This is a genomic window from Sphingobium sp. (assembly GCF_041987595.1).
Classification (GTDB): domain Bacteria; phylum Pseudomonadota; class Alphaproteobacteria; order Sphingomonadales; family Sphingomonadaceae; genus Sphingobium.
The window spans coordinates 57362-69887 of sequence record NZ_JBHIWJ010000008.1 but is presented as its reverse complement, the minus strand read 5'-3'; the positions used below and the strand labels follow the sequence as shown (position 1 = coordinate 69887).

Genomic DNA, 12526 nt, shown 5'->3' with positions numbered 1-12526 from the left:
CGCCGATACGGAGGCGCCCGACATATCGCGCATCATCGTGACGGGGGAGGGGCTTTCCCTGCCGCCCGGAACGCCGGCCTATGGATCGGTACTGATCGATCGGGATCGGCTGACGGGCAGCGCGTCGGGCCGGATCGAGGGCGTGCTGGGCGATGTCGCCGGTTTTCAGCAGTTCCGCCGCTCCGACAGCCGATCGGCCAATCCTTCCGCGCAGGGCGCGACCCTGCGTGCTCTGGGCGGCAATGCGTCGAGCCGGACGCTGGTGCTGCTCGACGGCGTGCCGATGGCCGATCCCTTCTTCGGCTATATTCCGTTCAGCGCACTGGTGCCCGACCGGCTCTCCGTCGTGCGGGTGACGCGGGGCGGCGGGGTGGGAGCCTTTGGCGCCGGAGCGGTCGCCGGGACCATCGAATTGGCCAGCGCAACCCGCGATCAGCTTCCGGCCTTCGGCGCCAGCGCCTTTTACGGCAGCCGGGACGCCACGGAACTCTCGGCCAGCGTCACGCCTGACCTTGGCGGCGGCTACGTCTCGCTCTCGGGCCGCTGGGACCGGGGCGACGGCTTTCAGACCACGCCCCGCGATCAGCGCGTCGCCGCCACCGCGCCCGCCGCCTATGACGGCTGGTCCGCCAATTTGCGTGCCGTGGCGCCCATCTCCGCCACGTCGGAAATCCAGTTTCGCGGCATAATCTTCCACGATGACCGCACGCTGCGCTTCAAAGGCGCGGACAGCATGAGCGAAGGGCAGGACGCCTCCATTCGCTTCGTCTTGCGGGGGGCGTGGCAGGTCGATGCGCTCGCCTATATCCAGGCGCGCAACTTCTCCAATATCGTGATCTCGGCCTCGACTTTCCGCAAGTCGCTGGACCAGCGCAACACGCCATCGACCGGGCTGGGGGGCAAGATCGAGCTGCGCCCGCCGGTGGGGGCGGATCATGTGCTGCGGATCGGTGCGGACACACGCTATGCGACCGGGGATATGTTCGAGGACGCGTACAGCGCGGCGGGGGCGGTGACGGCGCGCCGTCATGCCGGGGGCGAACAGATCACTACAGGGGTCTTTGCCGAGGACGACTGGACGATTGGGGATCTCGTCCTGACGGGTGGGGTGCGGGCCGATCATTGGAGCATCGACAACGGCTTCTTCCGCGCCACCGGCGCGGGGGCAGCGAACAACAGCTTTGCTGACCGTTCCGACTGGCAATTTTCCGGACGGGCCGGGGCGATCTACCGCATGGGTGACGTTATCGCCCTGCGCGGCGCGGGCTATACCGGCTTCCGCCTGCCGACGCTCAATGAGCTGTATCGGCCCTTCGTGGTGTTTCCGGTGACGACCCAGGCCAATGCCGCGCTGAACCCTGAAAGACTGAAGGGCGTGGAGGCGGGCATCGACCTCACCCCCGTTCCCGGCGTGACCGTGTCGGGCACCGCCTTCTACAACCGGCTGGACGACGCCATCGCCAATGTCACCGTCGGCACCAATCTGCGCCAGCGGCGCAATGTCGACCGCATCACCGCCAAGGGGATCGAGCTGACGGCGTCGGGTCGCATGGGCGCCATGCTGCTGTCCGCCTCCTACGCCTATAGCCACAGCAGCGTGCATGCGCCGGGCATGGCATTTGACGGTTTCACCCCCGCGCAAAGCCCCCGCCATGCCGCCAGCGCCACGCTCGCCTGGGAACCCGCGACAGGCCCGGCGCTCTCCGCCACGCTGCGCTATGTGTCGAAGCAATATGAGGATGATCTTCAGACCGATGTGCTGCCCGACGCGCTGACGGTCGACGCAGTGGCGCGGCTGCCGCTGGGCCATGGCGTGACGCTGGTCGCAAGGGGCGAAAACCTCTTCGACGAGGCGGTGGTGACGCGCAATTCCGGCGGATCGATCGATCTTGGCACGCCGCGAACCCTCTGGATCGGCTTTCGTTTCAGTCGCTGATTGGCTATCCGGGGACAAATGACCCCAGAGCAACGCCTCGACGCCGTCGAACGGCTCCAGCAAATGCGCGACAGCGGCGCGCTCAACGAGGCGGAGTTCGAGGCGGAAAAACAGCGCCTTCTGCGGGATCGTCCCGTCCGGCGCGGCCGGATGGTGGCGATCTTTGTGGCGGCGGTCGTCCTGATCGGAGCGGGTGTCGCCCTCTGGGTCGTGTCTTATCGGACGCCGGCCCCGGTTCGGCCCGTCGCCACGCTCGACAGCAGGCCCAAGGTCGCGCCGCTGCCAGGTCTCGGCACGCCCCAGGCGTTGAGCGCTGCTTTCGAGACCGCCACAGGCCACGCAGAAGTCTATGCGAGCGAAGTCGACGGTCAGCCGGCCACCACGTCCCCGCTAAGGCTGCTCGATATGCCCTTCGGCCCTGTCCTGCTCACCAGCACGGAGATTGCGGAAGGCTGCCATGCCTGCACCGGCGCGATAGGCGTCTACTATCTCGAAAGGCGGGGCGAAGGTTTCGCGGTGAAGGGAAAATGGCCTCAGGCGATCAGCGGTTGGGGTTGGGGCGCGGCGCCGGCGGACTGGTCGGTGACCGATAAATTCACCTCCTACCCCGCCATCTATGCCGAGGGCGGCTTCACCGCGCAGGGCTATACCTGCGGCAGTGCCACCATCACCGAATTGCGCCCGGATGGCCCGGTGACGTCCGATCTGATTACCCTGTCCTATTCCAATGGCGGAGCGGTCATGGACAATGGCATGACCATGGGCGGCGAGGCGGAACGCGAACTCAACGGCAGGATCACCCATATCGTCCGGGATCAGGGTTTCGACGTCGTCGTCCCCGGCGAACCGATCCGGGAACATTATGTGCGCAAGGGCAACAGGTTCGTCCGCGCCACGGTGGACACGCAATTATCCTGCTGATCGGGAACGGCAAAAGCTGGCCGAACGGATGTAAAACTGCAAAGAGAGCGTCATGCGCTTCTCGATCCTGTTCGCCCTTCCGTTCCTCGTCGCCACCCCGGCCAAGGCCTGGGGGCCGATCGGCCACCGTATCACCGGCGCCATCGCTGACCAGAATCTGAGCGGCGCGGCGCGCGCGCAGGTCCGCCGGCTGCTGGGCGCGGAGGATCTGGCGGAAGCCGCGACATGGCCCGACGACATGAAATCCGATCCGGCCGATTTCTGGCGCAATACCGCCAGCCCCTGGCACTATGTGACGGTGAAGGAAGGCGATCATTACCGTCCCTCCGACGCTCCGCGGGAAGGCGATGCGATCACCGCGCTCAAGCGCTTCACTGCCGCGCTGCGCGATCTCAAGGCGCCGATGGAGGATCGCCGCATGGCGCTGCGCTTCATCGTCCACATCCTTGGCGACCTGCACCAGCCCTTGCACGCAGGCGGCGGCAGTGACCGGGGCGGCAACGATGTGAAGGTGACCTTCTTCGGCACGGAAACCAATCTTCATTCGGTCTGGGATTCGGGTCTGATCGAACAGCGCGCCCTGTCCTATTCCGAATATGCGAACTGGCTGTCACGCTCGATCACGCCGCAGCAACTGATCGACTGGAGCGCGACCGGCCCCGCGACATGGGTTCGCGAGAGCATCGCCCTGCGCAAGACCATCTATCCCGCTGATCCCAAACTGTCCTGGGACTATGTCTATCAGCATCGCGTCGAACTGGACGACCGGCTGCGCCGCGGCGGGGTGCGCATCGCAGCCTATCTCAACGCCATCTTCGATCCGGCCACGCCGACGAGCGACATGCCCTGATGCGCCAGGGCTTCGGCCCGGCCAAGTCACGATGCAATAAAAGGGAGGGGGGAGAAAATGGTGCTGCCGGCGAGGATTGAACTCGCGACCTCAGCCTTACCAAGGATGCGCTCTACCACTGAGCTACGGCAGCACTATTTTCAGCTCCATCTGGCTTATCGCGCCAGCGGAGCCGGGCCTATGGCCGCCCTCTCGCCCCATGTCAAGGCGGCTTGCGGCACTTTGTGCAATTTGCTTATGGGCCACACATGACGACAGGAAATTCAGGCGGACAGGACGACCGCAAGGAGCGGTTGGCGCAGGCGCTGCGCGACAATTTGCGCCGCCGCAAGACGCAGGCGCGCGAATCGCGGGATGCGCAAACCCCTGGGCGCGACGATGACGCCAAGGGGTAAGCCCAGCCTATAGCGGCGCGCAGGCCGCCTTCAGCCAGTCGAGCGCTTCACCTTCCAGCTGCGGCCCGACGACGTCCAGCACCCTGGCATGATAGGCGTCCACCCACGCCCGCTCGTCCCCGGTCAGCAGGTCCACGGCAATCGCATGGCGGTCGATCGGCGCGAAGGTCAGCGTCTCGAAGCCCAGCATCTCCCGCTCGGCGCCGGGAACCTCGCGGGTCTCCACCAGCACCAGATTCTCGATGCGGATGCCATATTCGCCGGTCTTGTAATAGCCCGGCTCGTTGGACAGGATCATGCCCGGCTGCAAAGGCTCGTCGCCGCCGCCGAAGGTCGCGATCCGCTGCGGCCCCTCATGCACCGACAGGAAGCTGCCGACGCCATGACCTGTGCCATGGGCATAATCCAGCCCTTCGGCCCAGAGGAACTGCCGCGCCAGCACATCGAGCTGGCCGCCCCGCGTGCCCTTGGGGAACTGCGCCCGGCCGAGCGCGATATGGCCTTTGAGGACCAGCGTGAAGCGTCGCTTCATCTCCTCCGTGGGCGTGCCGATGGCGATGGTCCGCGTCACGTCGGTAGTGCCGTCGCGATATTGCCCGCCCGAATCGACCAGATAGAAGCTGCCCGTCTCGATCGGACGGTTGGTCTTTTCCTCGACGCGATAATGCACCACCGCGCCGTTCGGCCCTGCGCCGGAAATGGTGTCGAAGGACAGATCCTCCAGCAGCCCGGTGTCCTTGCGGAATGCCTCCAGCTTCGCCGCCGCGCCCAGTTCATCGACGCCGCCCTTGGGCGCCTCGACAGCGATCCAGTGGAGGAACCGCGACAAAGCCGCCCCGTCGCGCGCCTGCGCCGCCTTGTGCCCGGCAATCTCGACCGGGTTTTTCACCGCCTTGGGCAGCACTGCAGGATCGCGCAGCGCCAGCACATGCGCGCCGCCCGCGTCGAGCGCCTCGAAGATCGCCGCCACCGCCCGCTCGGGGTCGGCCACGACCGTTTTGCCCGACATCTCCGTCAGCGCCTGGGCGAACTGGCTGCGGTCATGGACGCGCACCGCATTGCCCAGGTGCTGCACGACCGCCTCGTCGATCTTCTCCGGCGCGACATACAGGTCTGCCGTCGCATCGGCATGGACGATGGCATAGGCGAGCGCCACCGGCGTCCGCTCCACATCCTTGCCCCGGATATTGAACGTCCACGCCAGCGAATCGAGCGCCGAAAGCACCGCCGCATCGGCATGTCTCGCACTCAGCCAGTCCGCCATGGCCTGCCGCTTTTCCGCCGCCGACTGTCCGGCATAGCGATCCTCATGCACCACCAGCTTGGCGTCGCTGGGGATTGGGCGGTCCGGCCACACGGCGTCGACAGGATTGGTGTCCACCGCCACCAGTTCCGCGCCGCGCTCCGCCAGCGCCTCGCTCGCGGCCTTCACCCAGGCGCGCGTGTGCAGCCAGGGGTCGTAGCCGATCCGCCCCCCGGCGGGCGCATGCTCGCCCAGCCACGCCGCGACAGAGGTCTGCGGCACGCTTTCATATTGCCAGTGCGCCGCGTCCACCTGCTCGCGCACCTGCAGCGTATAGCGTCCGTCGACGAAGATCGCCGCTTCCTGGGGCAGCACCACCGCGCTGCCGGCCGATCCCTGAAAGCCCGTCAGCCACGCCAGCCGCTGCGCATAGGCGCCGACATATTCGCTCATATGCTCGTCGGTCAGCGGCACGACAAAGCCGTCCAGTTTGTCGCGCACCAGTTGGGCGCGCAGGGCTTTCAGCCGGTCTTCATGGGTAGACATCAAATTTCCCTTGGACTTGTCGCCCCTCTTGCACAGGGCCTATGGCGGCCAACATAAGCAGACCAGCACCGTTACGCCAGATCAGGACATTGAATGACCGCTTCCGCCAAAGCTCCCGTCGCCGCCCGCCGCCCGCACAGCTTCTCCCATCACGGCATCACGGTGGAGGATCCCTATGCCTGGCTGCGCGATCCCGGCTATCCGGAGGTGAAGGACAAGGCGGTGCTTTCCTATCTTGAGGAGGAAAACGCCTTCTTCGAAGCCGCGATGCAGCCGCACAAGGCGCTGACCGACAGGCTGTTCGAGGAGATGAAGGGCCGCATCAAGGAAGACGACAGCTCGGTCCCGCAGAAGGACGGCGATTATATCTACTGGCGCGCTTTCGAGATCGGCGCCCAGTACCGCAAATGGTATCGCAGGCCGGTTGCCGGCGGCGACGACCAGTTGATCCTTGATGAACCCGCACTGGCCGAGGGTCACGAATATTTCCGTTTGGGCGCCATGTCCGTCAGCCCCGACGGCCGCTACCTCGCCTATGCCATCGACAATAACGGCTCGGAACGGTTCGAGGCGCGGATCAAGGACCTCTTCACCGGCGAGATTCTGCCGGAAATCATTCCCGACACGCTCTCCTCGCTGGTCTGGACTTCCGACAGCAGGGGACTGCTCTATGGCGTGGCCAACGATCAGTGGCGCACCGACAATGCCCGCCTGCACTGGCTGGGCCAGCCGGTCGAAGGCGATATCGAACTGTTCCATGAGGATGATGAAGGCTTCCGCGTTTCGGTCGGCCTTACGTCATCGGAAAAATGGATCGTCATCGCGACGGGCGACCATGTGACGACCGAGGCCTGGCTGCTTCCCGCCGACAATCCTACGGCCAAGCCCATGCTCGTCTCCGCCCGCAAGCCCGGCCGCGAATATGAAGTCGATGAGCATGAGGGTACGCTTTACATCCGCACCAACGACATCCATCCCAATTTCCGGCTGGTCAGGGCATCGCTGGAAACGCCGGACCGGTGGGAAGAGGTGATCGGGTCCGACCCGCATTTCTACCTGACCGACTTCACCCTGTTCAAAGGCTTTTACGTCACCGAAGGGCGGCAGGACGGCCTCGACCAGATCGAATTGCGCGACTATGCCACCCATAGCCCCAAGCGCATTCCCTTCCCCGAAGCCAGCTATTCGGCGTCGCTGGACGACAATCCCGAATATGACGTCACCAAATTGCGCATCGGCTATGAATCGATGGTCACGCCGGACACGATCTACGACTATCACCTCGATTCCGGCGCGCTCGAAGTTCTGAAGGTGCAGGAAATCCCGTCCGGCTATGATGCGACCCGCTACGCCACCGAGCGGCTGATGATTCCCGCCCGCGACGGCACGCAGATCCCGGTGTCGATCGTCTACCCGAAAGACCTTCCCCGCGACGGCAGCGCGCCGCTGCATCTCTATGGTTATGGCGCCTATGGCATTGCGATGGAGCCGGGCTTTTCCACCAGCCGGCTTTCCCTGCTGGATCGCGGTTTCGCCTTTGCCCTCGCCCATATTCGGGGCGGCGACGATCTGGGCCAGCAATGGTATCTCGATGGCAAGCTCGACAAGCGCGCCAATACGTTCAACGATTTCGTGGACGTGGCCAGGGGCCTGATTGACCTTCATTACACCTCAAAGGGCAAGATCAGCATTTCCGGCGGCTCCGCGGGGGGCGAGCTGATGGGTGCGGTCGTCAACAGCGATCCCGACCTCTGGGGCGCGGTCGTCGCCCATGTGCCCTTTGTCGATGTGCTCAACACCATGTTGGACGAAACCCTGCCGCTGACGCCGGGCGAATGGCCCGAATGGGGCAACCCGATCGAGGACAAGGCCGCGTTCGAAACGATCCTGTCTTATGACCCCTACAGCAATGTAGGTGCGCAGGCCTATCCGCCGCTGATGGTTACGGCGGGCCTCAACGATCCGCGCGTCACCTATTGGGAGCCGGCCAAATGGGTGGCCAGGCTGCGCGCCACCAAGACCGACGGCAACATCTTGCTGCTCAAGACCAACATGGGGGCGGGCCATGGCGGCAAGTCCGGCCGCTTCGAAAGCCTCCACGAAACGGCGGAGGAATTTGCCTTCATCCTGTGGCAGTTGGGCATTGCGGACTGATGGCCTCTACCTACATCACCCGGATCACCGCTGGTCCCGAGCATATCGATGTTCTGGGCCATGTGAACAACGCCGTCTGGGTGCAGTGGATGGAGCAGGTCGCGACCGAACACTGGACCCATGATGCCGATCCCGCGCATGTCGACGATTATGTCTGGGTCGTGACCCGGCATGAAATCGATTATCGCGGGAACGTTCGGGCAGGGGAAAGTGTTTCCGTGCGGACCTGGATTCCGCAAGGTCCGCGGGGCGCCCGCTTCGACCGCCATATGGAGTTTACGGGTCCGGACGGGAAAGTAAAAGTCTCGGCAAAATCGACATGGGCGATCATCGACAGGAAGACCGGCCGTGTCCTGCGTGTTCCGCCAGAGGTTGCGGCGCCTTTTCTCGACGATTGACCAAGTCGGAACTTCCTAAACTTATCGCTCGTTTTCTGCGCCATCGATAATGGTGACAGGAGAGATTATGCGTAAGTTTGGTGCATCCATGCGTATGCTTGCCGCGGCGTCGGCTTTGTTTCTCGCAAGCGGCCCGGCGTGGGCGGGCGATGAGGAACGGGCGCTCGCCGCCATAGCGCAGGCGCAGGGCAAGATCGATGCTGCCGCCAAGCTGAAGGCGGGGGACTTCAATCCCGCCGTTCTCGCAAGGGCGCAGGCGGCGCTTCGCCTGGCGCAGGAGCAGCTCAAGAGCGGCAAGGAACAGGCAGCGATCCGCTCGGCCGTCGATGCGCAGCAATTTGCCGACACCGCCATCGGCCAGAGCCAGGTTCGTGCCGAGACGGACGCGCAGGTTCAGGCTTCGACCGCCGCCTCGGCGCAGCAGGACGCCGCGGCGGCCAATGCGCGGGCAGACGCGGCGGAGCGCGCAGCAGCCTCTGCGGCCGCCGATGCGCAGGCGGCGCGCGCGGCTGCAGCGGTTCCTGCTCCGGCCACGACGACGGTGACGACCGAGACGGTGAAGACCGCGCCTGCCCCGGTCGCGCGCAAGGCTACCCCGGTCAAGCGCCAGGTCGTGCGCAAGACAAGCAGTCCGGTGCGGGCTTCGGTGGTGGAAAAGACCACGACCACCGTCACGAGCCGCTGATCCGGCTCCCCGACCCCACTCATGCAGGGAGCCGGGGGACCGGCTCCCTGCCAGCCTGGCGAGATCAGGCCAGTTGCCGCTCCTCCTGCCGCGTTTTCCACAGCGACCAGCCTACCCCGGCGCCGATCAGGGCGAAGGTCACGCCCAGACTGATGGCAGGCGGGAATTTGTCGCCATCCAGCAGGAAGTCGGCGACGAAGATCTTGGTGCCGATGAACACCAGAATCGCGGCCAGCGCATATTTCAGATAATGGAAGCGGTGGACCATGGCCGAAAGCGCGAAGTAGAGCGCCCGCAATCCCAATATCGCCATCACGTTCGACGTATAGACAATGAAGGTGTCGGTCGTGATCGCGAAGATCGCCGGCACGCTGTCCACGGCGAACACCAGGTCGGCGAAATTGATCACGATCAGCGCCAACAGCAGCGGGGTTGCTGCCATCACGACCTTTCCGGTCCGGGGGTCGGTCATCCGAGCCAGGAAATGTTCGCCGTGCAACTCCGGCGTGACACGCATATGGCGGGCGATGAAGCGGATCGCGGGGTTGTTGCCTACATCCATCGGCTCGTTGCCCGAAACCATCATCTTGATCCCGGTGGATATCAGGAAGGCGGCGAAGATATACAGCACCCAATAGGCCTGGTGCAGCAGCATCGCTCCACCTGCGATCATCAGGCCGCGCAGGACGATCACGCCCAATATGCCCCACAGCAGCGCCCGATACTGATATTTGGGCGGAATGGCGAAATAGGAAAAGATCAGGCTGATGACGAAGACATTGTCGATCGACAGCGCCTTTTCGATGAAGAAGCCGGTAAAATACTGCATCCCCGGCTCCGCCCCGCGCGCGAACCATACCCAGCCGCCGAACAGCATCGCCACGCTGATATAGAAAAGGGATAGCTTGAGGCTCTCCTTGATGCCTATTTCCTTGTCTTCCTTGTGCAGGAAACCCAGGTCGAATGCGGTGAGGGCGGCCACGATGGCGAGGAAGGCCAGCCAGAACCAGGCGGGCGTTCCCAGCCAGTCCGCGAAGAGAAATTCCATGGGATAAGCTCCTCTCGTTCAACAACAATGGTTGACCGGAGAATCCGTTGCGACGGAGATGGGGCGGTATGAGCCGAACCGTCAGTCGCACCGGAAAGTCCGATGCGGTCCGACATCACGCGCTGTTGTCCGTTCAGCGCGCCAGAGGGGCCCGGTCCGCAGTGCCCAAGGATAGGCGTCATGGCCGCCGAAATCAACCAGGAGCGCTTTTCCCGTCCTGTAACGGTCAGCCCAGGCTATTGAAAACCGGCGCTTTCGGCATCCTTAAGGTGTCTTTCCTGTCACCCGGTCCTATCGGGAACCGGGCAGGCCGACGACTTCGAACGCATCCTCGATGCCCGGTTCGACCGGCATGTCATCCCGTTCGGTTGCCTGGCGCGTCCACATGGCGGCATAGAGACCGTCGCTGCGCACCAGATCGGCATGGCGCCCGCGTTCGACGATGCGGCCCTGCTCCAGCACGATGATCTCATCGGCATCGACCACGGTGGAGAGGCGATGCGCGACGATCAATGTCGTCCGCTTGCGCGCTATGCTGCGCAGCACATCCTGGATCTCGGTCTCCGTCCGGCTGTCGAGCGCGCTGGTCGCCTCGTCCAGCACCAGCACCGGCGGGTCTTTCAGCAGCGTCCGCGCAATTGCCACGCGCTGCTTTTCGCCGCCCGAAAGCTTGAGGCCGCGCTCCCCGACCCGCGTGGCATAGCCTTGCGGCAGGCCCATGATGAAGTCGTGGATGGAAGCCGCTTTCGCCGCCGCTTCTATCTCTTCCTGGCTCGCGTCTGCACGGCCATAGCCGATATTATAGCCGACCGTATCGTTGAACAGCACCATGTCCTGCGGCACGATGCCGATGGCGGCGCGCAGCGACTGTTGCGTGACCCGCGAAATATCCTGCCCGTCGATCAGAATGTGCCCGCCCTGAATGTCGTAGAAGCGGAACAGCAGCCGCGCGATGGTGGACTTGCCCGCGCCCGACGGTCCGACGATGGCAAGGGTCCGGCCCGCCGGCACGGTAAAGCTCACGCCATGCAATATCTCCCGCTCGGGATCATAGCCGAAATGGACATGATCGAAGCGTACCTCGCCGGCCTGGACATGCAGCATCGGCGCGCCGGGCGCGTCGCTGACTTCGGTTTCGGTGTCGATCAGCCTGTACATCGCCTCCATGTCGATCAGGCCCTGCCGGATCGTGCGATAGACCATGCCCAGCAGGTCGAGCGGCCGGAACAGCTGGCTCAGCAGGGTGTTCACCAGCACCACGTCGCCGGTGGTGAACTGTCCCCGGCTCCAGCCCCAGACGGTATAGCCCATCGCGCCTGCCATCATCAGGTTGGTGATCAGCGACTGGCCGATATTGAGCCAGGCGAGGCTGTTCTCCGACTTGACCGCTGCATCGGCGTAGCGGCGCATCGCCTTGCCATAGCGCGCGGCTTCCCGCTCCTCGGCGCCGAAATATTTGACGGTTTCGAAATTGAGCAGGCTGTCGACGGCGTGGGCGACGGCGCTGGTGTCCATGTCCACCATGTCGCGGCGGAGCTGGTTGCGCCATTCCGTGATGGTGCGGGTGAACCAGATGTAAAGGCCCACCATCACCAGCGTCGCCGCGACGAGGCCGGGACCGAATTTGAGGAAGAAGATGACGCAGACCGCCGCCAGCTCCAGCACCGTGGGCGCTATGTTGAAGAGGAGGAAATAGAGCATCGTGTCGATGCTCTTGGTGCCGCGCTCCACGATCTTGGTGACGGCGCCGGTGCGCCGGTCGAGGTGGAAGCGCAGCGACAGCCGGTGCAGATGCACGAACACATCATCGGCCAGCCGTCGCCCGGCTTCCTGCCCGACCCGCTCGAAAATGGCGTTGCGCAGATTGTCGAAGAGGACGCTGCCGAATCGCGCGCCCGCATAGGCGACGACCAGCGCAATGGCGAGACCCGCGCCCGATTGCATGCCCGGCACCATCCGGTCGACCGCGCCCTTGTAGGCGAAGGGCATGGCGAGGCTGACGACCTTCGCCACCAGCACCAGCATCATCGCAATCGTCACCCGCCGTCGCAGGGCAGGGGCATCGGCAGGCCACAGATAGGGAAAGAAGCGCCGCATCGTCGCCCAGACGGGCGGAAGGGGCGAAGTGTCGGGTGTCGAAGGCGGCATGGGGTTTATGTAAGGCGGGTGCGCGCCGAATGCCACTTATAAGCCCCGCCCGCGGGCCGGAGGGGTCGGCCAGAGGCACCTGACCCTGCCAAGGGGAGGGCAGCCGCTCAGCGGCTGCCTGCAACCTCACCGCATAGGACAGCGCCCGCTGCGCTCGCCCTTCCCGGCCCCTCTCTTGGGAGGGGGCGGCCTATGCTGACCG

At 64.6% G+C, this 12526-nt stretch carries 10 protein-coding genes and 1 tRNA gene; 7 read left to right on the top strand and 4 right to left on the bottom strand.

The window, feature by feature from the left end; all coding sequences use genetic code 11:
* From ACFC3J_RS04035 to ACFC3J_RS04025, 3 genes are all read left to right on the top strand, one after another.
* Nucleotides 1-1936, top strand: a 1936-nt coding sequence (locus tag ACFC3J_RS04035; protein WP_375194919.1) for a TonB-dependent receptor plug domain-containing protein, incomplete at its 5' end; no start/stop codon positions are given.
* 18 nt (nt 1937-1954) lie between these two features.
* The gene (locus ACFC3J_RS04030; protein WP_375194918.1) at nt 1955-2857 is read left to right on the top strand and encodes an SHOCT domain-containing protein; all 903 of its coding nucleotides are present in this window, start codon (nt 1955-1957) and stop codon (nt 2855-2857) included.
* A 52-nt stretch (nt 2858-2909) separates the two neighbouring features.
* Nucleotides 2910-3707 carry a S1/P1 nuclease gene (locus ACFC3J_RS04025; RefSeq protein WP_375194917.1) on the top strand — a complete coding sequence of 266 codons (798 nt, stop codon included), beginning with the start codon at nt 2910-2912 and terminating at the stop codon, nt 3705-3707.
* A 58-nt stretch (nt 3708-3765) separates the two neighbouring features.
* On the opposite strand, the gene ACFC3J_RS04020 is transcribed toward ACFC3J_RS04025, so the two are convergent.
* Nucleotides 3766-3840: transfer RNA gene (locus ACFC3J_RS04020), tRNA-Thr, on the bottom strand.
* A gap of 115 nt (nt 3841-3955) precedes the next feature.
* Here ACFC3J_RS04020 and ACFC3J_RS04015 point away from each other — a divergent pair.
* Nucleotides 3956-4102 carry a hypothetical protein gene (locus tag ACFC3J_RS04015; RefSeq protein ID WP_375194916.1) on the top strand — a complete coding sequence of 49 codons (147 nt, stop codon included), beginning with the start codon at nt 3956-3958 and terminating at the stop codon, nt 4100-4102.
* A 7-nt stretch (nt 4103-4109) separates the two neighbouring features.
* Here ACFC3J_RS04015 and ACFC3J_RS04010 read toward each other — a convergent pair whose 3' ends face one another.
* A complete protein-coding gene (locus tag ACFC3J_RS04010; RefSeq protein ID WP_375194915.1) occupies nt 4110-5891 on the bottom strand; it encodes an aminopeptidase P family protein in 1782 nt (593 codons plus the stop codon).
* Nucleotides 5892-5984: 93 nt separating this feature from the next.
* On the opposite strand from ACFC3J_RS04010, the gene ACFC3J_RS04005 reads away from it, so the two are divergent.
* The 3 genes from ACFC3J_RS04005 (at nt 5985) to ACFC3J_RS03995 (ending at nt 9128) form a co-directional block, all read left to right on the top strand.
* Entirely contained in the window at nt 5985-8045 is a 2061-nt protein-coding gene (locus tag ACFC3J_RS04005; RefSeq protein WP_375194914.1) for a S9 family peptidase, read from the top strand.
* A complete protein-coding gene (locus ACFC3J_RS04000; RefSeq protein ID WP_375194913.1) occupies nt 8045-8443 on the top strand; it encodes an acyl-CoA thioesterase in 399 nt (132 codons plus the stop codon). Before ACFC3J_RS04005 ends, ACFC3J_RS04000 begins: the two co-directional genes overlap by 1 nt.
* A gap of 67 nt (nt 8444-8510) precedes the next feature.
* A complete protein-coding gene (locus tag ACFC3J_RS03995; RefSeq protein ID WP_375194912.1) occupies nt 8511-9128 on the top strand; it encodes a hypothetical protein in 618 nt (205 codons plus the stop codon).
* 64 nt (nt 9129-9192) lie between these two features.
* Here the strand turns inward: ACFC3J_RS03995 and ACFC3J_RS03990 are convergent, their stop codons facing one another.
* Nucleotides 9193-10176 (bottom strand): TerC family protein, encoded by a 984-nt coding sequence (locus ACFC3J_RS03990; RefSeq protein ID WP_375194911.1) that lies wholly within the window; start codon nt 10174-10176, stop codon nt 9193-9195.
* 291 nt (nt 10177-10467) lie between these two features.
* A complete protein-coding gene (locus tag ACFC3J_RS03985) occupies nt 10468-12324 on the bottom strand; it encodes an ABCB family ABC transporter ATP-binding protein/permease (RefSeq protein ID WP_375194910.1) in 1857 nt (618 codons plus the stop codon).
* Nucleotides 12325-12526: the final 202 nt, after the last annotated feature.